The sequence below is a fragment of the Streptomyces lycii genome (assembly GCF_009735685.1).
Taxonomy (GTDB): Bacteria; Actinomycetota; Actinomycetes; order Streptomycetales; family Streptomycetaceae; genus Streptomyces; species Streptomyces lycii.
Genome location: NZ_WHPN01000256.1, coordinates 38,844 through 62,727, shown reverse-complemented (window position 1 = coordinate 62,727; position 23,884 = coordinate 38,844). Strand labels below are relative to the sequence as shown.

Annotated in this window: 17 protein-coding genes, 1 tRNA gene and 2 pseudogenes; 6 read left to right on the top strand and 14 right to left on the bottom strand. The window is 73.6% G+C overall.

Annotation, left to right across the window (positions count from 1 at the left end):
• Positions 1 to 258 precede the first annotated feature (258 nt).
• From GCU69_RS11575 to GCU69_RS11560, 4 genes are all read left to right on the top strand, one after another.
• A complete protein-coding gene (locus GCU69_RS11575) occupies positions 259 to 1,578 on the top strand; it encodes a PP2C family protein-serine/threonine phosphatase (protein WP_408055793.1) in 1,320 nt (439 codons plus the stop codon).
• Positions 1,579 to 1,733: 155 nt separating this feature from the next.
• The gene (locus GCU69_RS11570) at positions 1,734 to 3,098 is read left to right on the top strand and encodes a vWA domain-containing protein (RefSeq protein WP_098751945.1); all 1,365 of its coding nucleotides are present in this window, start codon (positions 1,734 to 1,736) and stop codon (positions 3,096 to 3,098) included.
• Positions 3,099 to 3,144: 46 nt separating this feature from the next.
• Positions 3,145 to 4,323 (top strand): FHA domain-containing protein, encoded by a 1,179-nt coding sequence (locus GCU69_RS11565; protein ID WP_156205908.1) that lies wholly within the window; start codon positions 3,145 to 3,147, stop codon positions 4,321 to 4,323.
• Between the two features lie 76 nt (positions 4,324 to 4,399).
• Entirely contained in the window at positions 4,400 to 4,804 is a 405-nt protein-coding gene (locus tag GCU69_RS11560) for a globin (protein WP_098751947.1), read from the top strand.
• Between the two features lie 239 nt (positions 4,805 to 5,043).
• Here GCU69_RS11560 and GCU69_RS11555 read toward each other — a convergent pair whose 3' ends face one another.
• The 11 genes and pseudogenes from GCU69_RS11555 to GCU69_RS11505 form a co-directional block, all read right to left on the bottom strand.
• Positions 5,044 to 5,469 carry a VOC family protein gene (locus GCU69_RS11555; protein WP_156205907.1) on the bottom strand — a complete coding sequence of 142 codons (426 nt, stop codon included), beginning with the start codon at positions 5,467 to 5,469 and terminating at the stop codon, positions 5,044 to 5,046.
• 272 nt (positions 5,470 to 5,741) lie between these two features.
• Complete coding sequence (locus tag GCU69_RS11550; protein ID WP_098751949.1) at positions 5,742 to 6,395, bottom strand: response regulator transcription factor; 654 nt, start codon at positions 6,393 to 6,395, stop codon at positions 5,742 to 5,744.
• The gene (locus GCU69_RS11545) at positions 6,347 to 7,711 is read right to left on the bottom strand and encodes a sensor histidine kinase (RefSeq protein WP_170315829.1); all 1,365 of its coding nucleotides are present in this window, start codon (positions 7,709 to 7,711) and stop codon (positions 6,347 to 6,349) included. Before GCU69_RS11545 ends, GCU69_RS11550 begins: the two co-directional genes overlap by 49 nt.
• Positions 7,712 to 8,163: 452 nt before the next feature.
• On the bottom strand, positions 8,164 to 8,790 hold the full coding sequence (locus GCU69_RS11540; RefSeq protein WP_156205917.1) for a hypothetical protein: 627 nt from the start codon (positions 8,788 to 8,790) through the stop codon (positions 8,164 to 8,166).
• Positions 8,791 to 9,272: 482 nt separating this feature from the next.
• Positions 9,273 to 9,453 (bottom strand): annotated as a pseudogene (locus GCU69_RS11535) (hypothetical protein); the annotation flags it as partial.
• Positions 9,450 to 9,914, bottom strand: coding sequence for an acyl-CoA thioesterase (locus GCU69_RS11530; RefSeq protein ID WP_156205904.1), 465 nt, complete (start codon positions 9,912 to 9,914; stop codon positions 9,450 to 9,452). The gene GCU69_RS11530 and the pseudogene GCU69_RS11535, both read right to left, overlap by 4 nt.
• A 3-nt stretch (positions 9,915 to 9,917) precedes the next feature.
• Positions 9,918 to 11,582 carry an energy-dependent translational throttle protein EttA gene (gene ettA / locus GCU69_RS11525; protein ID WP_098751953.1) on the bottom strand — a complete coding sequence of 555 codons (1,665 nt, stop codon included), beginning with the start codon at positions 11,580 to 11,582 and terminating at the stop codon, positions 9,918 to 9,920.
• 230 nt (positions 11,583 to 11,812) lie between these two features.
• Positions 11,813 to 13,210 carry a Cys-Gln thioester bond-forming surface protein gene (locus GCU69_RS11520; protein ID WP_098751954.1) on the bottom strand — a complete coding sequence of 466 codons (1,398 nt, stop codon included), beginning with the start codon at positions 13,208 to 13,210 and terminating at the stop codon, positions 11,813 to 11,815.
• A gap of 288 nt (positions 13,211 to 13,498) precedes the next feature.
• Positions 13,499 to 14,020, bottom strand: a complete 522-nt coding sequence (locus tag GCU69_RS11515; RefSeq protein ID WP_098751955.1) for a single-stranded DNA-binding protein — start codon at positions 14,018 to 14,020, stop codon at positions 13,499 to 13,501.
• 280 nt (positions 14,021 to 14,300) lie between these two features.
• Complete coding sequence (locus tag GCU69_RS11510) at positions 14,301 to 17,378, bottom strand: GTPase (protein WP_408055792.1); 3,078 nt, start codon at positions 17,376 to 17,378, stop codon at positions 14,301 to 14,303.
• Positions 17,379 to 17,383: 5 nt separating this feature from the next.
• Entirely contained in the window at positions 17,384 to 19,165 is a 1,782-nt protein-coding gene (locus GCU69_RS11505; RefSeq protein WP_156205913.1) for a dynamin family protein, read from the bottom strand.
• 365 nt (positions 19,166 to 19,530) lie between these two features.
• On the opposite strand from GCU69_RS11505, the gene GCU69_RS11500 reads away from it, so the two are divergent.
• Together GCU69_RS11500 and GCU69_RS34355 are read left to right on the top strand one after the other, a co-directional pair.
• Positions 19,531 to 19,603, top strand: a tRNA-Arg gene (locus tag GCU69_RS11500).
• Positions 19,604 to 19,696: 93 nt separating this feature from the next.
• Positions 19,697 to 19,828, top strand: coding sequence for a hypothetical protein (locus GCU69_RS34355; RefSeq protein ID WP_268969278.1), 132 nt, complete (start codon positions 19,697 to 19,699; stop codon positions 19,826 to 19,828).
• A 639-nt stretch (positions 19,829 to 20,467) separates the two neighbouring features.
• On the opposite strand, the pseudogene GCU69_RS34535 reads toward GCU69_RS34355, so the two are convergent.
• From GCU69_RS34535 to GCU69_RS11485, 3 genes and pseudogenes are all read right to left on the bottom strand, one after another.
• Positions 20,468 to 20,695 (bottom strand): annotated as a pseudogene (locus GCU69_RS34535) (recombinase family protein); the annotation flags it as partial.
• A 1,251-nt stretch (positions 20,696 to 21,946) separates the two neighbouring features.
• Positions 21,947 to 22,930 (bottom strand): TRM11 family SAM-dependent methyltransferase, encoded by a 984-nt coding sequence (locus GCU69_RS11490; RefSeq protein WP_156205903.1) that lies wholly within the window; start codon positions 22,928 to 22,930, stop codon positions 21,947 to 21,949.
• A 17-nt stretch (positions 22,931 to 22,947) separates the two neighbouring features.
• The gene (locus GCU69_RS11485) at positions 22,948 to 23,547 is read right to left on the bottom strand and encodes a hypothetical protein (protein WP_235978413.1); all 600 of its coding nucleotides are present in this window, start codon (positions 23,545 to 23,547) and stop codon (positions 22,948 to 22,950) included.
• Positions 23,548 to 23,884: the final 337 nt, after the last annotated feature.

Below are 23,884 nucleotides of genomic sequence, written 5' to 3'. Positions count from 1 at the left end.
CCCGAGCCCGCCCCGGCACCCGTCCTGACCGGTGCGCACGGCGTACCGGCCGGGCCCGGGGCCGTACCGGGCGGCGGCTTCTCCGGGTACGGCACCGGCGGCGTGCCCGGTCCCGCCCGGGACGGCGGTGCGTACGGGCGCGGCGGCCCCGCCGTCCCGGGCGCCGGTCCGTCCGCGGTCCCCGGCGCCGGTACCGGTTCCCCCGCTCCCGGCCCCGGCCCCGGCGCCGGAACGGGGCCCCATGCCGGCACGGGACCCGTGCCCGGTGCCGGGCCCGTACCGCCGCTGCCGGACCATCCGCCGGTGGCCGCGCCGTTGACCGCGCCGGTGGCGCGGACGGGAGCCGGGGGCGGACCGCCCGCCGACGGGTCCGCCCGCGGCGGCGAACCGTCCGGATCCGGCACCGGGCAGCCCGGGGAACGGCCCGCGGAGCCCTCCGGGGAGCGGCCCGGCGGCGGGCCGCGGGAGCGGGGCGGCGAGTCCGGCGGCGGCTCCGCGGACTATCCGCTGCTCGCGCCGGCACCTGCCTCGCCGCAGACCCCGGCGCAGCCGCCCGCAGGGACCGCCGCCCCGCCCGCGGCGGCCGGTCCCGGGGCGCCGGCCGATCCGCGCACGGCCGTCGGCTACGGCAACGGCGCCGACGGCCCCGCGCCCGGCACCGGCAAGGCGTGCGTGGCCTGCCGCACCGGGCTCATCGACAAGGACGGCTACTGCGAGAACTGCGGCCACGCCCAGCCCCGCGAGCGCGACCACATGGAACGGGACCTGGACCTGGTGGCCGCCGTCACCGACCGCGGGCTGCGGCACCACCGCAACGAGGACGCGTTCACCCTGTCGACGACCGCGCTGCCGGACGGCGCCCCGGCCGTCGTCGCGGTGGTCTGCGACGGCGTCTCCTCCTCCTCCCGGCCGGACGAGGCTTCCGCGGCGGCGGCAGAGGCCGCGGGCGCGTCGCTCCTCGACGCGCTGCCCGCCGGCACCCCGCCGGGCAAGGCGCTGCACGAGGCGGTGCTCACCGCCGGTGAGGCCGTCAACTCCCTGGCCGGCTCCGCGGAGCGCGCCCCCGGCGGGCAGCAGCCGCACATGAACGCCCCGGCCTGCACGATCGTCGCGGCGGTCGCCGCCGGCGACACGCTCACGGTGGGCTGGATCGGCGACAGCCGCGCGTACTGGGTGCCCGACGACCGCACGCTCCCGGCGCGGCGGCTCACCGAGGACGACTCGTGGGCCGCGCAGATGGTGGTCAACGGCCTGATGTCGGAGGCGGAGGCCTACGCGGACCCCCGGGCGCACGCGATCACCGGCTGGCTGGGCGCCGACGCGTACGAACTCGACCCGCACACCGCCTCCTGCGCGCCCGGGGAGCCCGGTGTGCTGGTGGTGTGCACCGACGGCCTGTGGAACTACGCGGAGGCCGCCGAGGACATGGCCCTGGCCGTGCCGGCCGACGCGCGCTCCCGGCCGCTGCACGGCGCGCAGGCCCTCGTCGGCTTCGCCCTGGACGGCGGGGGCCACGACAACGTAACAGTGGCGGTGCTGCCGTTCCCCGGTTCTCCGGCCGGGGCAGGATCGGCCTGACGCAAGGAACTTGAAACACGGATCACGGTCCTCCGCAACCGGGCGCCGCCGCGGCAGGAGGCGGCGGTGCCACGGGGGGAGCCGTTCCGGAGCCCCCGCACCTTGTCCTGTCCGTACCGCCCAGACGTCAGACGAAGTGCCGAGGAGCGGATCAGATGGCCAACTTCTCGAAGTCGGATGTGCCCCGCTTCGCCGTCGAGGTCCACCAGAACGAGTTCCTTCCCGCGGGCGGCCGGGAGGTCAACGCGATCGTCACCGTCACCGCCACGGGGGGCGGGACCACCGGCCGGCTGCGGCTGCCGCCCGGCGCCGCGGACCCGGCTCATACCTGGACCCGGGAGAGCGGTCCCGACGCCGCCGTCGTACTGATGGTCGACTGCTCCGGTTCGATGGACTACCCGCCGGCCAAGATGCGCAACGCGCGGGACGCGACCGCGGCGGCGATCAGCAGCCTCCGGGACGGGGTCGCGTTCGCCGTCGTCGCCGGCACGCACCGGGCCCGGGAGGTGTATCCGGGCGGCGGGCGGCTGGCCGTCGCCGACCCGGACAGCCGCGGGGAGGCCCTGCAGTCGCTGCGCGGGCTGACCGCGGGCGGCGGCACCGCCATCGGCACCTGGCTCCGGCTCGCGGACCGGCTCCTCGCCGGCGCGGACGTGTCGATCCGGCACGGCATCCTGCTGACCGACGGCCGCAACGAGCACGAGTCCCCCGAGGACCTGCGGGCCGCGCTGGACGCCTGTGCCGGGCGCTTCACCTGCGACGCCCGGGGCGTCGGCACGGACTGGGAGGTCAAGGAGGTCACCGCCGTCGCGTCGGCGCTGCTCGGCTCGGCCGACATCGTCGCGGACCCGGCGGGCCTGACGGAGGACTTCCGCCGGATGATGGAGAACGCGATGGGCAAGGAGGTCGCGGACGTCGCGCTGCGGCTGTGGACGCCGGTCGGTACGGAGATCGGCTTCGTCAAGCAGGTCGCCCCGTCCGTCGAGACGCTCACCGGCCGCCGGACCCCGGCCGGGCCCCGGGCCGGTGACTACCCGACCGGTTCCTGGGGTGACGAGTCCCGCGACTACCACGTGTGTGTCAAGGTGCCGGCGGCGGATGTCGGCCAGGAAATGCTGGCCGCCCGCGTCTCGCTGGTCCTCCCGCGGCCGGACGGCGGCACCCCGGAGACGCTGGCCCAGGGGCTGGTGCGCGCCGTGTGGACCGACGACACGGCCGCCTCGACCTCGATCAACGCGCAGGTCGCGCACTACACCGGGCAGGCGGAGCTGGCCCGGGTCATCCAGCAGGGACTGGACGCCCGCAAGGCGGGTGACCTGGACGGCGCGACGGCCAGGCTGGGCCGGGCCGTACAGCTCGCGGACGCCTCGGGCAACGACGAGACGGCGAAATTGCTTGCGAAGGTGGTGGACGTCGTGGATGCCGCGGCGGGTACTGTGCGACTCAAAGCGAAGGTCGCGGAAGCGGACGAGATGACACTGGAGACGCGTTCCACGAAGACGGTACGCGTCAAGAAGTGACACGGAACGGTCCGGAGGGGCCGAGGTGAGAGGGGGAAGCACCGACATGTCGACCTGCCCGAACGGTCACCAGTCGGGGTCCGACGACTGGTGCGAGGTCTGCGGACACCGGATGGCCGGTGCCGTGCCACCGCCTCCTCCCCCGCCCGGAATGCCCGGCGCCGTGCCGGCGAACCCGCAGGGCGCCCCCGGCACCCGGGGCGGCTACGGATATCCGGCCCCGCAGACGCCCCAGCCGCCTCACCAGCAGCAGGAGCCGCCGCCCGCCCCGTACGTCCCGCACACGGAGATGTGCCCGCAGTGCGGCACCCCGCGCGAGGCGATGGCGCCGTTCTGCGAGGAGTGCCGGTACAACTTCCTGACGCACACCCCGACGACGTTCACCCCGCCGCCGCCGTCCCAGCCGGGCCAGAGCCTGCTGCCGCCCGCCTTCCAGCAGCCGCAGCACACGCAGCCGCCGCAGAACTTCGACTACCAGAGTTCCCGGCCCTCCCAGATGAACCGCCCGGCCGAACCGCTGGTGCCGGAGCAGCAGGCCGGGGGCCGGCAGGCCGCGCCACCGCAGGCACCGCAGTCCCAGGCGCCGTATCCGCCGCAGCAGCCGGGGGCGTTCCCGCCGCCGCAGGGCCCCCCGCAGGGACCGCCCCAGGGTCCCCCGCAGGGTCCGCCGCCCCAGCACGGGCAGCACATGGGGCAGCACCCCGGGCAGCCGCCGCAGCCCGGGCGCTACGACGACGACTGGACGCTGCCGCCGCCCGCGGCGCAGCAGGGGCCGCATCCGCAGGTGCCGCACGCGCAGGAGCCGCAGCACCCGCAGGGCGGGGACTGGATCGCCGTGGTGGGCCCGGACCGCGAGTACTTCACCGCGATGATGACCCGCAGCGGCCCGGAGGCAGCCGGGCTGAACCTCCCGGCGTACTCCCCGGAGCAGCAGCTCCAGCTCACCGGCCCGCAGATGACCATCGGCCGCCGGCGGCACAGCACCGGCGAGTCTCCCGACATCGACCTGTCCCGACCGCCGGAGGACCCGGGCGTCTCGCACCAGCACGCGATGCTGGTCCAGCAGCCGGGCGGCGGCTGGTCGGTGATCGACCAGGACTCGACGAACGGCACCACGATCAACGGCGCCGAGGACCCGATCCAGCCCTTCGTGCCGGTCCCGCTCCAGGAGGGCGACCGGGTCCACGTCGGGGCCTGGACCACCATCACGGTCCGCCGCGGCTGACCGGCCCACGTCCGTATCCGGCCCTCCCCGGTCCCGGGACCGGGGGCTCGGCCGGTCCGTCTGAGAGCATGGTGGAGTGAACAGGATTCCGCGCGGAACGGTGCAGGAGCAGACTTTCTACGAGCAGGTCGGCGGGGAGCCGACCTTCCGCAAGCTGGTGCACCGCTTCTACGAAGGCGTCGCCGAGGACCCGCTGCTGCGGCCGATGTACCCGGAGGAGGATCTGGGCCCGGCCGAGGAGCGGCTCACCCTTTTCCTCATCCAGTACTGGGGCGGTCCCCGCACCTACGGTGAGCAGCGCGGCCATCCGCGGCTGCGGATGCGGCACGTGCCGTTCCGGGTCGACCGGGCGGCGCACGACGCGTGGCTGCACCACATGCGGGTGGCGGTGGACGAGCTGGGGCTGGCGAAGGAGCACGAGGAACAGCTCTGGAACTACCTGGTCTTCGCCGCCAACTCGATGATCAACACCGAGGACTAGAGCTGGTCCGGGGGTCGGCGCCGGGGGTTCGGGCCGACGCCGGAGGTTCGGGCCGACGCCGGGGATACGGAGCGGCGCCGCCGGTCCGGCCGGGCGGCCCGGCCGGTGAGGCGTGTGCTCGTATCACCCGTTCCGGCAGCGTCGGCCGCTCCCGGGAGCCGCCGAACCTGGGAGCGTCACCGATTCCGGGAGCGTCGCTGGTTCCGGCCGGGGCGGCGGTCCCGGTCGGGGCGGTGTGTTCAGACGACCGGCTCGCCGACGCCGAGCATGTTGCCCTCGCTGTCCCGGAACCACACGCCGCGTTCGCCCCGGGCGCCCTTGCTCGGATAGTTCCCGTCGGTCTCGGCGATCCCGCCGCTGGTGCGGAACCCCGGCACGTCGACCTCTTCGAACACCACACCGCGCCGACGGAGCCCGGCCACCACGGCCTCGATGTCGTCGACCTCGAACGCCATCTGCGTGAAGGCGCCGGACGAGGCCCCCGTCGACCGGAACAGCGCGAACTCGGCGTTCCCGCACCGGTACAGCAGCCCGCCGGGCCGCTCGTCCACGGGCCGCAGACCGAGCTTGTCGGCGTAGAAGCGCCGTGCCCGGTCCAGGTCCTGGGCGGGAAGCCGGGTCGCCACGCGAGCCCCGGCCAGCGGGTTGTCCTCGTCCACAGTCATGCGCCCACTGTGCCGCACGCCCCGCCCGGCCGCGCCCGGTCCGGGCCGTTCCCGCCACTCGGTCCGCTCGCGGCCACTCGTACGGACTGCTGCTCGGACGGTTCCGCCGCTCGTACGGACTGCTCGAACCACCCCGCCGCTCGAACGCCTCCACTTGGACAGTCCCGCCGCTCGGGCGCGACCTCCGCTCGGACGGTCCCGCCGCTCGGGCGCGACCTCCGCTCGGACGGTCCCGCCGTCAAGCGGTCCCGCCGCTCGGGAGGTCCCGCCGTTCAGGCGCCCCTGCCGCTCAGATAGGCGAGCACGGCCCGCACCCGCCGGTTGTCGTCCTCCGACGGCGCCAGGTCCAGCTTGCCGAAGATGCTGGTGGTGTACTTGCTGACGGCCCCGTCGCTGAGCACCAGCTCACGGGCTATCGCGGCGTTCGACCGGCCCTCCGCCATGAGTTCCAGCACCTGCTGCTCGCGCGGGGTGAGCCGGCCCAGCGGCTCGTCGCGGGCGTTGCTCGCCAGCAGCTTGGCGATCACCTCGGGATCCATCGCGGTACCTCCTCCGGCGACCCGTCGGACCGCGTCGGTGAACTGTCCGGCGTCGAACACCCGGTCCTTCAGCAGATAGCCCACGCCGCCCGTCCCGTCGGCCAGCAGCTCACGCGCGTACAGCTGCACGATGTGCTGGGAGAGGACGAGCACCGGCAGACCGGGGCGTTCCCGGCGTGCTTCGAGGGAGACCTGAAGGCCCTCGTCGGTGAACGTCGGCGGCAGCCGGACGTCGACCACCGCCACGTCCGGCCGTTCCACGCGCAGCGCCCGGGCCAGCTCCGGCCCGCTGCCCACGGCGGCCGCGATCTCGAAGCCGTGGGCCTCCAGCAGCCGGGTCAGGCCTTCTCTGAGGAGGTAGAGGTCCTCCGCGAGGACAACGCGCACGGTATCTCCAAGGTCAGCAGAGTCGGGCCGCCCTGCGGGCTGTTGAGGGCGAGGACACCGTCGAAGGTAGCGAGCCTGCGCTCGATCCCGCGCAGTCCTCCGCCGTCGGCGAAGCGGGCGCCGCCGCGTCCGTCGTCCGTCACCGTGACCCGGAGCGCCTCCCGGGGCGAGCCGGGCTCGGCGGTGTGCAGGTCGATCCACACCCGGGCCGCCTCGGCGTGCTTGGCCGCGTTGGCGAGCAGTTCGCACACCGCGAAGTACACGGCGGTCCGTACCGGCGCGGGCGGCTCGCCCGGCAGGTCGGCCGTGACCTCGGTCTCCAGCGGGCTGTCGACGGCCACCGCCCGCAGCGCGTCGACCAGGCCCCGTTCGGCGAGCACCGGCGGATGGATGCCGCGCACCAGCGCGCGCAGCTCGGCGAGCGCCTTCTCGGAGGCCTCCCGCGCCTGCGCCGCCATCGCCTTCACCGCCTCCGGGTCCGTCCCGGCCAGCTGCTCGATCACGCCCAGATGCAGCCCTACGGCGATCAGCCGGGCCTGCACCCCGTCGTGCAGGTCCCGCTCGATCCGGCGCAGCTCGGCGGCCTGCGCGTCGACCGCCTCGGTACGGGTCTCGGCCAGCTCCCGCACGCGCCGCGACAGCTGGGCCTTCTCGGTCGGCCGCAGCAGCACCTCGGAGATCCCGTCGTGCAGCCGGAGCACGGGCTCCGCGATCCAGAGCCCCAGCGCGACCGTCGCTCCGCCGACGGCCAGGGCGGCGCCCGGGGTGTCGGGCCAGGAGCCGTACCAGGGCGGGTTGGCCGGGAAGCCGTCCAGCAGCCCCGGCAGCAGCAGAGCGAAGAGGCCGCACAGGATGAGGAACAACGGCAGGATCGCGAGCAGCATCAGCAGCGGGCTGAGCAGCAGCCAGGCCAGGTCGCGCCAGGTCGCCGGGTCGGCGGAGTAGCCCTCCACCTTGCGCCGGAGCAGGCTGGGCCGCTTCTTGCGGACGGTGCGGCGCAGCCGGTAGCCGACGCCCGGTACCGGCTGCACCTCGGGCAGCGGGGCGTACGGCTCCGGCACCGGTCTGCCGGAGACCTCGGCCAGCCGCCTCCGGCGGAGGTTGGCCGCCCTGCGCGCGTAGTGGTCGACGGCCGGCGGCCCGAAGAAGACGAGGCCGGTCGCCGAGAGCAGCAGCGCGACGGTGGTGGCCAGGCCCGCGAACATCGCCTCGCTGCTGTGGTGTGCCTCGACGACACCCCGTCCCACGGCACCGCACCGCTCCGCGAGCCGTCCGAAGCCGCGCCGCGCCCACTGCCGGGTCACCTTCATCGCCATGCCCCGATTCTGCGGCTGCACGGGCGAGTTGGGGACTCCCCGAAGCCCCCCGGCCACGGTGGGTCTGGCCCCACCCCGGGCCGGCCTGCTCGCGCACGCGGCCGGCCGTACCCGCGGCGTGACCCGCACCTGGTGGATCTCGTACACGACGGGACTCGTACGCGGTGGAACTCGCACGCGGTGGGACTCGTACGCGATGGGACTCGCACGCATGGGCTCGCACGCCGTGGGACTCGCACGCGTGGTGCAATCGCACGCGCTGCCGGCCAGCACACTCGAAGTCCGTCCCACGAGAGCCGGCCCCGCACGCCAACCTGCCCGAGCCGGTCTCACTCGTGAGCCGGGCGGGAGTGCCGGAGCACCACCCCGCATACCCGGGTGCCGCTCAGGCGGAGTGGCCCTCGAGCCGCGGTGACGCTCACGCCGCGGTGACGCTCACGCCGCGGTGACGCTCAAGCCGGGGTGACGCTCAGCCCCGGCAGGCCGCCGCTGCGGACCACGATCGAGCCGTACGGGGTGCGCAGCCTCAACCAGCCGGCCGCGGCCAGCAGCACCGGGGCCTCCGGGGCCGGCTCGGTGGCCGGTGTCGTGCCGCCGGGGGCGGCCGGGCCTCCGGGCACCGCGACCGCGGCGGCGCGGGCGCGGACCGGGCGGAGGAAGCCGAGCGACTGGGCGGCGTGCGCGGCGCGCAGCGGCAGCCCGGTGTCCCCCAGCGTGCGGGACCAGATCTCCCGGCCGATGCGGTCGCGCTCCGCGCGGGTACGACGTTCCCCGGGCAGCGCGGCGTCCCGCTCCCGGAACTCGGCCACGGCGGCGGCGATCGTACGGTGCAGGGCCTCCGGCCCGGGCAGTCCGGGCACCCGGCGCCAGCCGCCGCGCGGCGGCAGGACCCCGGCCCACGGCGGGCCGGTCACGGCTTCCGGCACGGTGACGACGGCTGCTGCCGCGCCACCGGCCGGGGCGTCCGCGGTGCCGGGGGCACCGGAGACGGCGGGAGCGCCGGAGACAGCGGGAGCGCCGGAGACAGCGGGGACAGCGCCGGACGGGCCGCCGCGGGCCACCGCCACCGCGGCGTCGATCGCGTCGGCGAGCTGTCCCGCCGAGACGGTGACGTCGAGCCCGGCCGCCGGTCCGGAGCCGGAACGGGCTGCGGCCGGGGAGACGGCACCCGGGGCGGGACCGGCGCCCGTAGCTCCCTCGGAGCCCGGAGCGGAGTCCGAGGCCGGAGCGGAGTCCGAGGCCGGAGCGGCACCGGAGCCCGGAGCGGAGTCCGAGGCCGGAGCGGCACCGGAGCCCGGAGCGGAGTCCGAGGCCGGAGCGGAGTCCGAGGCCGGAGCGGCACCGGAGCCCGGAGCGGAGTCCGGCTCGGGAGCGGCACCGGAGCCCCGAGCGGAATCCGGCCCCGGAGCGTGACCGGAACCCGAAACGGAATCCGGCCCCGAAACGGGACCGGCACCCGGAGCCGAGGCGGCCCCGGGCGGGGAGGCGGCCCGGGGCGGGGAGGCGGCCCGGGGCGGGGAGACGGCCGCGGGCGGGGAGGCCGCATCGGGCACGGTCGCGTCGGCGAGGCGGGCCGTGCGTACGGCCAGCACCTCGAAGGGGGCCGGGCGGCCGAAGACCGCCAGCACCCCGCCGCCCGCCTGGACGCGCACGGCTGCCGCCCGGTCGTAGTGGATCAGCCGGGCCAGGAAGGCGGCGAGGTCCGCCGCCTCCCGGGCGTCGACGAGGCGCAGCGCCGTCATGCGGCGACGGCCTCCCCGGTCTTGCCCGGGTTCCCGGCGCCGTCCGCGTCACCGGTGCCGTCGTCGAAGTACCGCAGCAGGAAGTCCCGCTCCTCGGCGCTGATCCGGCGCGGCCGGCCTTCGGCGAGGTTGTACGGCACCACGACCGTCGAGGCCCGGACGTACACCTGCTCCTCGTCCTTGATCTCGTACGCGACGGTCATCGAGGCGGCCCCGAGCTTCGTCACCCAGGTCTCGACGGTGACCGGCTCGTGCCGGTGGACGAGGGGCCGTATGTAGTCGATCTCGTGGCGTGCCACGACGGAGCCCCCGGTGAACGAGGTGCTGCCGTCCCCCGGCGCCAGCCGGAACATGAAGTCGATGCGCGCCTCCTCCAGATAGCGGAGGAAGACCACGTTGTTGACGTGGCCGAAGGCATCCATGTCCGACCAGCGCAGGGGGCAGGAGTAAACGTGTCGCACGCGTCAGCCCCGGGTCAGCTTCTTGTGCGTGGCGCGGTGCGGACGGGCGGCGTCGGCGCCGAGCCGCTCGACCTTGTTCTTCTCGTACGACTCGAAGTTGCCCTCGAACCAGAACCACTTGGAGTCGCCCTCGTACGCGAGGATGTGCGTCGCGACGCGGTCGAGGAACCAGCGGTCGTGGGAGACGACCACGGCGCAGCCGGGGAACTCCAGCAGGGCGTTCTCCAGCGAGGAGAGGGTCTCCACGTCGAGGTCGTTGGTCGGCTCGTCGAGGAGCAGCAGGTTGCCGCCCTGCTTGAGGGTGAGCGCGAGGTTCAGCCGGTTGCGCTCACCGCCGGAGAGCACGCCCGCGGGCTTCTGCTGGTCCGGGCCCTTGAAGCCGAACGCGCTCACATAGGCGCGGGAGGGCATCTCGACCTGGCCGACGTTGATGTAGTCCAGCTCGTCGGAGACGACGGCCCACAGCGTCTTCTTCGGGTCGATGTTGGCGCGGGTCTGGTCGACGTACGAGATCTTGACGGTGTCGCCGACCTTGATCTTGCCGGAGTCCGCCTCCTCCAGCCCCTGGATCATCTTGAACAGCGTCGTCTTGCCGGCGCCGTTCGGGCCGATGATGCCGACGATGCCGTTGCGCGGCAGGGTGAAGGAGAGGTCGTCGATGAGGACCTTGTCACCGAACGCCTTGGAGAGGTTCTCCACCTCGACGACGACGTTGCCCAGGCGCGGGCCCGGCGGGATCTGGATCTCCTCGAAGTCCAGCTTCCGGGTCTTCTCCGCCTCGGCGGCCATCTCCTCGTAGCGGGCGAGACGGGCCTTGGACTTGGCCTGCCGGCCCTTGGCGTTGGAGCGGACCCACTCCAGCTCGTCCTTGAGCCGCTTGGCGCGCTTGGCGTCCTTCTGGCCCTCGACCTTCAGCCGGGCCTGCTTGGTCTCCAGGTACTTGGAGTAGTTGCCCTCGTACGGGTAGAGCCGGCCGCGGTCGACCTCGCAGATCCACTGGGCGACGTTGTCGAGGAAGTACCGGTCGTGGGTGACGGCGACGACGGTGCCGGCGTACTTCTCCAGGTGCTGCTCCAGCCACTGTACGGACTCGGCGTCCAGGTGGTTGGTGGGCTCGTCCAGCAGCAGCAGGTCGGGGGCCTCCAGCAGCAGCTTGCAGAGCGCGACGCGGCGCTTCTCACCACCGGAGAGGGTGGTCACGGCCGAGTCGCCGGGCGGGCAGCCCAGGGCGTCCATGGCCTGCTCCAGCTGGGCGTCGAGGTCCCAGGCGTTCGCGTGGTCCAGCTCCTCCTGGAGCTTGCCCATCTCCGTCAGCAGTTCGTCGGAGTAGTCGGTCGCCATCTGCTCGGCGATCTCGTTGAACCGGTCGAGCTTGCCCTTGGTCTCGGCGACGCCGTCCTGGACGTTCTCCAGCACGGTCTTCGTCTCGTCCAGCGGCGGCTCCTGGAGGAGGATGCCGACGGTGTAACCGGGGGTGAGGAACGCGTCGCCGTTGGACGGCTGCTCCAGCCCCGCCATGATCTTCAGGATGGTCGACTTGCCGGCGCCGTTCGGACCGACGACACCGATCTTCGCTCCCGGGTAGAAGCTCGTCGTCACATCGTCGAGGATCACCTTGTCGCCGTGCGCCTTGCGCGCCTTGCGCATGGTGTAGATGAACTCAGCCAAGAGAAACCGTCCGGCAGATCGAGAAGGGCCAATGTGCGGCTCCGCCGCGTGAGGGCAGATACATCCATCTTGCCGTACGGGCGTGCCTGGGCGAAAACGTGTTGTCGGGGCACGGCGAAGGGCCGGAACCCTGAGGCTCCGGCCCTTCGTCACGGTACGTCACGGATTGTCGCGGAGGGTGCGACAGGTGGCGCCCCGTTCAGCGGCAGTCCTGGTGCTCGCGGTGCGGGTCACTCGCCCGCGGCGGCACCCTTCTTGCGGCGGACCAGGAAGACGGCGGCACCGCCGACCAGGACCAGGGCACCGGCGATGCCGGCGATCATCGGGGTGGCGCTGCTGCTGCCGGTCTCGGCCAGGTCGCCCTCGCCGCCGGTGGTGTCGTCGCCGCCCGCGGACCCGCCGGCCGTGGCCGGGCTCGGCTCGGAGGACGGCTCGCCGCCGCCGGTGCCGGTGGTCTCACAGTCCAGGACACCGGAGAACTTCTTTTCGAAGCCGTTCGGGCCGGTGATCGTGAACTCGTACGGCTGGTCCTCCTTCACCGGGATGGTGACGGTCTCGGACTTGCCGGCTTCGATGGTGTGCTTCTGGCCGCCGAGCTCGAAGGTGAACGGCTCGTCGCCCTTGTTCGAGGCGGTGATGTCCACGCCGCCCGCGGAGCAGTTCTTCTCCGCCGACACGGCCGGGACCGGTCCCGCCTTGGCCCACTCGGCGGTGGCGGTGGCGGTCACGGTGCTCTCGCTGGAACCGGCCAGGATCTGGGTCTGGCTCTTGCTCTCGCTGGCGAACGCGCGACCGACCTCGACCTTGGTGGTGGCCTTCACCGTCGCGGCGGCGGAACCGGCCGGGGCGTCGGCCGGCACGTCGAAGAACAGCTCGCTGCCGTTCGCCGCGCTGGTGACCGCCTTGCCGTCCTTGTCGACGACCTGGACGCCGCTCGCGGCACCGGCCGCCTCGACGGTGACGCTGTCCGCGTTGGTGTTCACCTTGATCGGGCCGAGCCGGTCACCGGGCTTGCCGGAGACCGCGGGCGGGTCGAGGCTGAGCGACGCCTTCGGCTCCTCGAGGTTCTGCGCGGCCTTCTCGAGGTAGTCGGCGAGCTTCTCCGCCTCGGCGTTCTCGGCGGTCACGTCCGCGTGGTCCGAGAAGCGCCAGATGGCGACCTGGGTGCCGGCGGCGGCGGTCTTCTCCGTGAGGGCGCCCGCGCCGGCGCTCTTGGCGAGCGCGGCAAGGTCGTTGACCTGCGGGTAGGAGTTCTGCAGGATCCAGCGGATCTTGCCGGCGTCCGCGTTGTTGTGCAGCGAGGTCTCGTTCCAGGACTTCTCCTGGTACTTCGCCTTCTCCTGGGTGGGGTTGGCGATGTCGATGCAGTAGGTCTGCAGGCTGCCGCCGTTGTCGACGGTCATCCCGAAGAGACCGGCACCGATCTTCTGGTCCTTGCCGTTCTTGTGGTGGATGATCGCGCCGTCGAAGGTCTTCAGGCCGTCGAGAGTGGCGGTCGCACCACCCGTGTGCGGCACGGTGTCGTCGGCGGCGGCCGGTGCGGCGGTCGTCATCGCACCGGCCGCGACCAGGCCCGAGACCAGGGCCGCGGCGGCGAGGCGGGAAGCCCGCCTGCGTACAGAAATCATGAATTCCCCTCCGGGCGAGGCGGACTTGGGGAGACGCCTCGCTGTGCAAACCTGTGACCCCCGTGAGTACCCACGGATCTTAGGAAGGAAGTTCGAGCCGGTCCCCGGCCGTACGGTCCGGTAGCAGTTCCGACTCCCAATCGTTATGCCTGACAGCGTTTTTGACCTGGGATTATCGACAAGTCAGCATGGATGCGGGGGGCATACCGACCCCATTCGCACGATGCCCTCCCCAGCGTCGCGAGTCACACCAAACCCCTTCCGGGCGGATCTTCACGGCACCTCCGCTCACGGCGCCGGGGCAGCGGCCGTGAGGCCGGCCGCCGGCTGTGACAGAACCGCGTCACCCTCCACGGGCTGCCGGGCCTCCGCGGGCTGCCGGGCCGGCGTCGGGACTTCCGCGGGCGCCGGGACTTCCGCGGGCGGCGGCACGGCCGTGTCCCGCTGGGGGCGCGCACCGCGGCGGAAGGCCGATGTGCCCCGGGACAGGTCGTGGCCCACCGCGGTCGCGTCGATGTCCGCCGACACCCGGCGCTGTCCCTGGTGTTCGGTCTCGCGCACCCGCAGCCTCCCGTGCACCACGAGCGGCTCCCCCACCGCCACCGAGGCCGTCAGATTCGCGGCCAGCGCCCGCCGCGCCCAGACCGTGTAGAAGCTGGTGGGCCCGTCGGTCCAGGCTCCGCTCTCCCGGTCCCGGCGGCGCACCGTCGCCGCCAGCCGGAAACGCGCCACGCTGCCCCCTTCCCCCGTGGTCCAGGACTCGACCCGCGTCGCCGCGTTGCCCACCACCGTCAGCATCGTCTCGTTCATCCGGGGCTCCCCCTTGCTCCGCTCGCTGTTGCCCGGTCCGCCGGGCCTGTCCGCCAGGCCCGGCCCCGTTTCTCTGCCTGCTCCGCCGTCGGTCCTCCCGAGGGGGCCGGCGGCTTCGGCCGGTCGTTCCCGGCGCTGAGCACAGACTGCCGCGAGCGGCGGATCCCCGCAGCGGCCTGTGGAGTACCCACGGGTTGTGGAAAACCGGCCCACCCGCGCGGGTGAGCCGGCTGTCCTGTCGGGTGTCCGGTCAGGTACCGGCCACGCCCGCTGCCGGGGGTCAAACGCAGGCCGTGTCACCCGCCGCGACCGTGTACTGGATGCGTGCCTCGCGGTAGCGCAGCAGTTCCGCGGCCACCGGTTCCAGCACCCGGGACCGTCCGCAGGCGGCCGCCGCGTCCCGCAGCCGCCGTTCCGCCTCCTGGCCGTAGGCCCGCGCCGGTCCCCGGGCCGCGAGCCGGCACGCCCAGGCCAGCACGGGGCCTCCCGCGACCCCGGCCGCCATCAGCAGCGCCGGGGTCCGCCAGTCGGCGCCGGGCCCGGCGGCCACCGACATCACCAGCCACACGGCCGCGCCCGCCTGGAGCGCCAGCATCAGCCCCTGCGCCACCGAGGCCACCGCCCACCAGCCCGGCCCGGTCGGCCGGCAACTGTCCGCCGCGCGTGCGGCCGCGACCTCGTCCAGCGCGTCCGGCAGCCGCTCGGCACCGCGTACGGCGGCGTCGCGCACCGCCCGCGCCCACGGGTCCGGCAGTCCGGCCGCGGCGTCCCCGGCGACGGTCCGTACGGCCTGCTCGACCACGGCACGGGAGGTCCGGGGCTCCGGAACCGCGCCGGTCCCGGTGTCCGCCTCGGAACCGGCGCGGGCACCCGCGCCCGTACCGGCCCCCGGGGCGTCCGTCCCGATGCCGTCCGCCCCCATACCCGTCCGGATGCCGCTCCGAATGTCGCTCCGGATGTCGCTCCGGATACTGTTCCGGATGCCGGTCCCGGCGTCCGTCCCGTGCTCGCCCCCGGACGTGTCCCCGGACGTGTCCCCGGACGGGATCGCAGACGCCGTACCGGACTCCGTACCGGACTCCGTGCCGGGCGCCGTACCGGACTCCGCACCGGGCTCCCGGGGTGCCGCCGCGGCCGCGCGCCTGCGCGCCAGCCAGCCGCGCAGCTGGACCCATGGCGCCCCGTACGCCAGTTCCGCCTGCCGCTGCCACTCCCGTTCCGCCGCCTGCCCGGCGGCCACCGCGCCGACGGACTCGGCCAGCCGGCTCTCGAACTCCTCCCGGGTCCAGGCCGACAGCCCCGTCCAGCCGTCCGCCAGGCACACCGGGGCCAGCCGCGCCGCCGCTCCGTCCACGTCGGCGGCCAGCCGGTTCTCCGCCGCCCCGCGCCCGGCGGTGAACCGGGCGAGCTGTTCGCGCAGTTCACCCACGCCGTCCCCGGTCAGCGCCGACACCCCCAGCACCGCGGCGCCGGGCTCGCCGTGCTCGCCCAGGGCCAGGCCGTCCTCGTCGAGCAGCCGCCGCAGATCGTCCAGGACCTTGTCGGCGGCGTCCCCGGGCAGCCGGTCGGTCTGGTTGAGCACCACGAACGTGACCTCGTCGTACGCGGCGAGCGGCCGCAGGTACCGCTCGTGCAGCACCGCGTCCGCGTACTTCTCCGGATCGACGACCCAGACGACGGCGTCGACGAGCTCCAGCAGCCGGTCCACCTGCTCGCGGTGCCCGGGCACCGCCGAGTCGTGGTCGGGCAGGTCGACCAGGACGAGCCCGCTCAGGTCGTGGCCGCCGCCGGACGCGCCCTGCTCGGCCGCGTACTCCGGCCCGCTGCCCGGCAGATAGGTGTCCGAGGAGCGGCGGCGCAGCCGGGGCGGCACGCCGAGCCGGTCCAGCAGCCCGTCGGCGCCCTCCGACCAGGTGCACGCCAGGGGTTCGGAGGTGGTCGGGCGGCGTACGCCCGCCTCCGAGAGGGGGGCTCCGGCGAGGGCGTTGAAGAGGGTGGACTTGCCGCTGCCGCTCGCGCCGGCGAGCGCGACCACGGTGTGGTCGAGGGAGAGCCGGCGGCGTGCGACGGCTTCTTCGAGGACGTGCCCCGCCTCGGTGAGGCTGCCGGGGTCGAGCCGGGTGCGGGAGAGGCCGACGAGTTCCCGGAGCGCGTCGAGCCGGATCCGCAGCGCCCGGTTGAACGTGGTCCTCCGGGGCGCCTCCGCAGCGGTGGTGTCCTTGCCGCGGCCCCCGCCGTCGCGGGCGGTGCCGCCGGAACGTCCGTCGGGTCCGGAGCGGGCGCCCTCCGCGGCCCCGGCGGTGCTGCCGGGGCGGAAGTCGGCCCGCCACCACTCCGCGGCGCGGTCGGCGCGGGCGTCCGCGTCCTCGGGGGCCCGGCGGGCGATGAGCCCGTCGTCCCAGGGCTTCCGCTCCTTCGCCACGGGGCCGTCCTCCGGGAGCGGAGGAACCTCCGCACCGGCGGATCCGGGCTCCGGCACAGGCGCGTCCTCGTCCCCGCCCGGTTCCGGTTCTGGTTCCGGTGCCCGTTCCGATTCCGGCTCCGCTTCCGCGGGATCCTGTGCCGACAGGCCCTGTGCTGCCGGGTCCTGTGCCGACAGGCCCTGTGCCGCCGGGCCCTGTGACGGAAGCCCGTCCGGGGTGCGGGAGGCGCGGTCTCCGGCCGTGCCGTGGCCGGCCGGTGCCGGCTCGGCGGTGCGGCCGCCGGGCTCGCCGTCCCGTACGAGCGGGGCGCGTTCGGCGCGGACGTCTGCGGTACGGGCGTCTGCGGTACGGATGTCTGTGACCCGGTTGTCTGCGGTACGGGCGTCTGCGGCTCCGAAACCGTCGGCTCGCGAACCGTCGGCCCGGTCGCCGCCTGCCCGGACGCCGTCGGATCGGACGCCGTCGACCCGGACACCGCCGGATCGGGCATCGCCGCCCCGGACGTCGTCCGAGCGCACGTCTTCGGGCGGGGAGAGCGGGGCCGTTCCCCTGGCCACGGGCGCGGCGGGAGGGACCGCCTGTCGCTCCGGGCCGGCCAGCGCGGCGGGGGCCTCCGGGGCTTCGTCCGGTACGGGTACGGGTACGGGCGCGCGTCCGGCCGCCTCCCCGTCCCGCGCCCCGGCCCGGGGGACCGCGGCGTCCTCCGTACGGGCGGTCGGCAGCGCGGCCCCCGGTACCTGCCCGGACCGGTCCGCCGGCTCGTCCGGCCCGCCCGGTTCGGCGGAAGCCCCGGGCCCGGCGGGCCCGGCAGGCTCGGCGGGCCCGGCAGGCTCGGCGGGCCCGGCGGGCTCCGTGCGGTCGTCGGACACGAGTTCCGTACCGGTGTGCGGGCGGTCGGCGTCCTCCGGCCGGTCGGCGGCGGTGGTGGTGGTCACGCCGGTCACCTCTCCTTCTGCAGTACGGACAGCGCGGCGATCAGCCGGGTCTGCTGATCGGGGGTCATGTCGAGGGCTTCGAGCGGTACGAGGCGGCGGTCGCGCTCGCCGGTCAGCGCGCGCTCCAGGCAGTCGTCCAGCAGCCGGCCGCCGCGGGCGCGCATCCGGAGCGCGCCCTGCGTGCCGAGTTCCTCGGCGAGCTGCCCGGCGGCCTCACGGGCCCGGCCGCCGCCGATCAGCGCGGCGGCGAGCAGCGCGGCGGCACGGTCGGGGTCGGCGGTGCCGGGGCGGTCGGCGGCTCGGGCCTCCTCGTCGGCGAGTTCCTCGACGCAGCGCACCCAGTGCCGTACGGCCACGCCGATGCGGTGCGGGGCACGGGACGCCTGGGCGGCCATCTCGGGCAGCGGCCCGGCGCCCACGGCACGGTCGCGCCGCCAGGTGTCCCGGACCCATTCGTCGGCGCCCGCGACGGCGCAGCAGAGCAGGGCGCCGAGGCAGTCGGCGCAGGCGTCGAGGAGTTCCCCGGGGCCGCTGTGCCGGGGGAAGCCGCGCCAGCGGGCGAGGGCGTCGCCCGCGAGCACGGAGCCGGTGGTGATGTCCCTCCGGACCCGTTCGCGCGCCCGGCCGAACGCGTGCTCGACGCACTGGGTCAGCCGGGTGGTGGCGGCGTACTGGGCGGCGGCCGCCGAGGCGAGCGCCGGAACCCGGACGTCCAGCGAGGCGAGGACGCCGCTGACGGTGCGTGCGGCGGCGACGGTACGGGCTGCCGGGTCCTCGGCGCGCTGGGTGAGCCAGGCGCGCAGCCCGGCGACGGCGGTGGCGGGCAGCAGCCCGCCGCCGTCACCGGCGGACTCGGGAAGCTCGGGGATGGTGAAGCGGGGCACGTCCCCGAGCCCGGCGCGCTCCAGGAGCGTGCCGTACTGCCGGGAGACGTCCGCCACCACCTGGTGGGGCACACGGTCGAGGACGGTGACGAGGGTCGCGTCGTACTCCTTCGCCGAGCGCAGCAGGTGCCAGGGGACCGCGTCGGCGTAACGGGTCGCGGTGGTGACCAGCACCCAGACGTCGGCGGCGCAGATCAGCTGGGCGGCGAGGTCGCGGTTGCGGGTCACCAGGGAGTCGATGTCCGGCGCGTCGAGAAGGGCGAGGCCGGGCGGGAGGCTGTCGGCGGTCTCGATCCGGAGGGCCGCCTCCGGGGCGCCGTCGGCCGGGTCGCGCGGATCGCTGCCGTAGCCGGGGCCGTCGTAGCCCGGGCCGTCGTGAGCGGAACCGTCGTAGCCCGGGCCGTCGTGGGCGGAACCGTCGTAGCCCGGGGCGTCGTGGGCGGAACCGTCGTGGGCGGAGCCGGCCTCGCGCCCGGAGGTGTCGTCGGCCTCGTAGCCGAACGGCTCGCCGCCCGCCGGAGCCCCGCCCGGCCCCGGCAGCCGGCTCCGGACCAGCCCGGGCAGCACCCGCCGGCCGTCGAACCAGCGCCGGTCGCCGGGATGGCATACGAGAACGGGCGTGCGGGTGGTCGGCCGCAGCACCCCGGCCACGCTGACGGGCCGGCCGACCAGAGAGTTGACGAGCGTCGACTTGCCGGCGCCGGTCGACCCGCCGATGACGGCGAGCAGCGGCGCGCCGGGGTCCCTGAGCCGGGGCATCAGGTAGTCGTCGAGCTGTGCGAGCAGCTCGGCCCGGTCCCGCCGGGCACGGTCCGCGCCCGGAAGGGCAAGCGGGAAGCGTGCGGCGGCGACACGGTCGCGCAGTGCGGACAGTGCGTCGATCAGTCGGGGCTGTGCATCCAAAGTCGCCACATGCGAAGAATGCCCAATTTCATGTGCTTTTTGAAGCTTATAGCCGCTCTGCGCGCCGGGGCGGGCGTGTGATACCTCTGTGACGTCCTGCGCCTCAGGCATAACGAGTGCACAACATGCGTCGCCCCAGGCGCGAAAAACGGTGCAAGATTCGTACCCGCCTGCGATTATCGGACCCGCTTCACCGAACCCCCACAACGTGTCGCCGCGGTGAAGCTACCGGGAGGAGACACAAGGAGCCCTATCCTTGTCCCGGCAAGGCCACGGATCAGCCGATCCCCACGGGCAGGTGGAGCCTGCCCGGACGGTCCGATCCGCCGGCAACCGGGGCTCCAGGCAGCCGAGGCCGCCGTCCGGCCCCCGTAGCTCAGTGGATAGAGCAGGTGCCTTCTAAGCACTTGGCCGCAGGTTCGAGTCCTGCCGGGGGCGCCCTTCTATGGGCTGGTCGACAGCCCGGGCGGCATTGGCCGCCCGTTCCACCAAGCGAACGAGATCCGGGGTGGCGGCTGCGAAGATCGTGACTTGCAGCTGCACGCCCCGGTCGCGCCCGTCGTAGCGGACACGGAGCTGGAAGGCGTCGAAGAGCTCGCGCTGCAGCGTGACGGGAAGCTCGGCGAACCGGAAACGGAGCTGCGGGATCGCTTCCAGGAGTGAAGGGTCACCCTGACCCCCGGGAGCCGTTTCCGCACGGCATGCCTCCAGCTTGGCGAGGACTTCGCGGCGCTGGCGCTCGGTTGCGTCGAAGCGCTTGCGGACACCCTTGCGGAACTCTGCCGCGGTCTCGGGATCACCGTCATCCGCGGCAGTGGCCAACTGGTCAAGGAGGAGTTCCTTGCGGCGGGCAAGATCCTCCGCCTCCTTCTGGTGGCGTTGGAGGTCGGCGGAGCGGTCGGGGACGGTCGCCGTAGTCGTGGCCGTGGCTACTTCGAGGAGCTGGCGGCGCTGCGGACCGAAGACCCGCTCTTCGAAGAAGCTGTGAATGGCTCCGAGCATGGCGCGCTCGCCGATCCAGACGGCCTTGGGGTGGGAGGCGTACCAGTCGGCGTCCTGGTGCTGGTCCTTCTTGGGCTGACAGGCGTAGTAGGAGCGTCCCTTGCTCTCCTTGCCGTACATCCGGTGATCGCAAAGCGCGCAGAACAGAAAAGAACGCAGAACATAGAACCGGTCCGGGGAGGCAGCGGCACTGGCCACCCTCTCCTTCTTGACGCCCGGGTGCGTGAAGGCCGCAGGCCAGGCGGCGTCGAAGAGCTGCCGCGTCACGAGAGGTTCATGGGTGGGTCTGGGCGACCAGACCCACTCGCTTACGGGGTTGGCGCGGTTGCCGCGCTTCTTACGGGCTTTGCGGTTCCACACCTGGTAGCCCGTGTACTTGGGATTTTCCAGGATGGAGCGGACCGCGGAGGCGGTCCAGCGGTGCTTGGTCGTGTCGGCCCGGTTGGGCTGGGGTGGCGGGTACGTGTGCAAGTCGGCGTTCAGTTCATCAGCGATTCTTCGATAGCTGAGTCTCCGCAGGACTCGCATGCGGAAGATCTCGGTGACGACAGGCCCGCGCGCCGGGTCGGGGACGAGGCGATGCTTCGTCAGCCCCTGCTCGCGTTTGGCGGGTACGGGGTGCGGGACACGCTGGGCGAGATAACCGTAGGGTGGTTTGCCGACGTTCCAGCCCTGCTCGGTGTGCTCGACGAAGCCGTCCCAGGACAGCTCCAGCATCTGCAGGACGTACCACTCGGAGACAGCCTGCTTGACTCGTCGGGTCAAGGTCGGGGTGGCCCGTTTGGCGCGGCTGTCGGTGAGGATCGGTTCGTCAGCTGCACACAGCGCGACGCCGGTCTGCTCCAACTCGTGCTCGATCTTCGTGCCGAAGTAGGTGCGGCGCGCGACGCGTTCGATCGACTCGCAGAGCACGGCGGCGAAGCGCCGGTCAGGGCTCTTGGCCTCTTCGAGAAGGTCGGCGATGCCGCCGTCTCGGGGGATCGGGACGTTGAAGCGTTCGTGAGCCCGGCTGTATCCGCGGGCGTCCGGGTCCTTGCGACCCGATTCGACATCGTAGAAGTGCGCAACAATCATCCAGCCGGGCGGCAGCGCGGCCCGGGCGTTGCGCAACTGGCGAGGAAGAGAAAGCGTCGGGTCCTGCGCGTCCTCGGTGGAGGTGCGGCCCAGCCAGGCCACCGCTACCGTGCTTTGCGGGGCTGGCTGGTCCGACTTTATCGGCGACCACGGTGTTCCGGGGAGCGAGGGTGTGACGGCGCCGACCGCTGCTCTGGCCGTGGACATTTCGACTTATACCTTTCTCCGTCGACAGTGGCCGTCGAGCCACCGCTACTCCGTGTCTACGTCGCACCGCCCCCTCTCGGGGTGGGAGGCGAGCCAAGCCAGGGCTCGGCGGATCGCGGCGATCTGGCGCTGTTGGAGTGCCTCACCGTCGCTGCCGTCGATCACGACGCATCGGCCGGTCACAGACAACGACTTTCGCCACGAAGCTCGTTCACGTGATACGTCCGTGGTGTCCGGTCGTGTGCCGCTGGCCGACGACCATGGACGCTCCATCTCGGGGGTGTCGTCAAGGCTGGGCCCACGCACATCGGCGTGGCCGGAGGGCCTGGGGTTCACGGCCCATCCGCCGCTCGCGGGCGGCACTCCGGTGGCAGGTCCTGGGAGGCGAGACTGGCACCGGAGACGCCCTCCATGGGGTGCCCAGCTTGAAGCGGAACGGCGGCTTGCTCACCGAGGTCGAGGACGTCCGCGCCGGAGCACCGTGGTCCGGTCCGGAGGTCAGCGGCGGCCATGACCGTGTCCTCTGCTGCACGTGCGGCAACGCAGGGCGCCCGAACGGCTTGTCTCGCCTTCAGGCCGGCCCGCGCACGTTCCGCTTCGCCGTGCGGCGCGACGGCATTCGCTTGTCGTCCCGGAGGTCTCAGGCCGCGTGAAGACCAGGACGTCCTCGTGCTGAACCACACAGAGCGGAATGCCGAGGCGGCGGGCGTCGCGGACGTTCTTCATCTGGAAGAACGAGGGGCGGGCCACGAGTCGGCTGTCGCGGATGCCTGCGAGGAGGGCGACGCAGCGTTCGGCGGGTGTGAGTCCGGCGGCCCGGCCGGCGGCGAGCACAGCGGAGGGCAGGTCGATGAGTTCACCGTGTTCGCGCCAGGGGCGGGTGGTGACCACGGCGGTGCCTCCGGGGCGGAGCATGTTGCGGCACTCGGCGAGAATCTCCGTGAAGGCCTCCGGGAGCTGGTCGGTGGAGACGTGAGCGAGGTTGGCGGGGTCCTGGCTGTAGCGGTAGTCCTTCTTGACGACGCCGCGTTCGCCGGTCTCCCGGGTGGAGCGGACCTGGCCGTGGACGCTGGAGCCGTACGGCGGTGAGGTGATCACCAGGTCGGCCGTGCCGTGGAGGCCGGCGGGGACGAGGGCGGTCAGGGTTCGGGCGTCGCCGCAGTGGACGGCGCCGGTCGCGGTGCCGCCGTTTTCATGCTCGGCACAGGCCGTGTTGAGCCGGGCGAGGTTGGCCCACTGCCGTTCGTACTCGATGCCGAGGGCGTTGCGGCCCAGGTGGAGGGCTTCGACGAGGGTCGTGCCGATGCCGCACATCGGGTCGAGGACCAGGTCGCCGGGGTGGGTGTAGGTGCGGATGGCGTGGGCGGCGATGGCGGGGAGCATTTTGGCGGGGTGGGCGGCTGATCCGGGAACGTAGCGGCCTTTGCGCTGGGCGGGGGCGGAGGTGGGTGCGGTGTTCCACACCGAGTCGGGGCAGGGCACGGTGAGACCTCCTGGGTTCAGGCGTGGCCGATCGAGGAGAGGACGATCAGATCGCTGTGGGTGACGCCGAGGCAGGCGTCCGCGGGCGGAGCCGGTACCAGGCGGTCGTCGACGGGGTGGGCGTGGGCGACGACGATGTGTTGCAGGTAGCGGAAGCCGGCGGTGCGGGCGCAGGCGACGAGCGAGCCGAGCGGGTCGGTGAGTACGCCGGCGTCCCGGCGCTGGCGGGCGGCGAGCAGGAGCAGACCGTCGGTGGGGAGCAACCGGTGAGCGCGGTGGAAGAACCCGGGCCAGCCGTCCTCCATCGCCCCGGGCATCTCGCCGACAGGCGCTGGGGCGGGCGCTGCGGGGGCAGGGAGGGAATCGGGGTGGAGCTCGGCGAGCAGGGTTAGCCCTCCACAGCTCGGGCTGCTCGCGCGGGTCTCGCTCGCCATACGGGCGTCCATGCCCGGCTCGGTGTCCCGAACGGAGACCTTGACCAGAGGGGCGGGCGTCCTGTCGAGGCGCGGGATGAGGTGCGTACCGATCTTCTCGATCGCCCACTCGGGCAGGACACTGCCAGGGGCGGGCGCAGCCTCCCTCTGGTCACGGCCGGGGAGCCAGATGGTGGTCGGCAACGAAGCGCTGGGGTGGGCGGGGCCTCGGCCACGCGGGGACGCGGTGGGCATGGGTGCTTGGCACCCGGAAGGGGGGAATCGAAGCCGTCTGGTGCTGACACAAGCAATAGGGACTCAACAGGACGGGGATTGTCATTCCCGCGGAGGTTCGTTCTTCGCCAATGCGCCGTGACATCGGAGGTCACGCGTGCCCAAAGGCTGTCCCGCACTGATCGTGCGGAACGGCGTCGCAGTCAGCTGCAGGCTGACTATGAGTCAGCACAGCTCGGTCGCCCATGCTGTGAGTGTGGCGATGTCGTTGCTGGTGAGACCGCAGCGGGGATCGACCCGGTGGAGG

Bases quoted from the DNA above. Each gene is read 5' to 3' on its own strand.
- GCU69_RS11570 (WP_098751945.1), top strand. From the start codon at position 1,734: ATGGCCAACTTCTCGAAGTCGGATGTGCCCCGCTTCGCCGTCGAGGTC.
- GCU69_RS11520 (WP_098751954.1), bottom strand. From the start codon at position 13,210: ATGATTTCTGTACGCAGGCGGGCTTCCCGCCTCGCCGCCGCGGCCCTG.
- GCU69_RS11555 (WP_156205907.1), bottom strand. From the start codon at position 5,469: ATGACTGTGGACGAGGACAACCCGCTGGCCGGGGCTCGCGTGGCGACC.
- GCU69_RS11545 (WP_170315829.1), bottom strand. From the start codon at position 7,711: ATGGCGATGAAGGTGACCCGGCAGTGGGCGCGGCGCGGCTTCGGACGG.
- GCU69_RS11515 (WP_098751955.1), bottom strand. From the start codon at position 14,020: ATGAACGAGACGATGCTGACGGTGGTGGGCAACGCGGCGACGCGGGTC.
- GCU69_RS11565 (WP_156205908.1), top strand. From the start codon at position 3,145: ATGTCGACCTGCCCGAACGGTCACCAGTCGGGGTCCGACGACTGGTGC.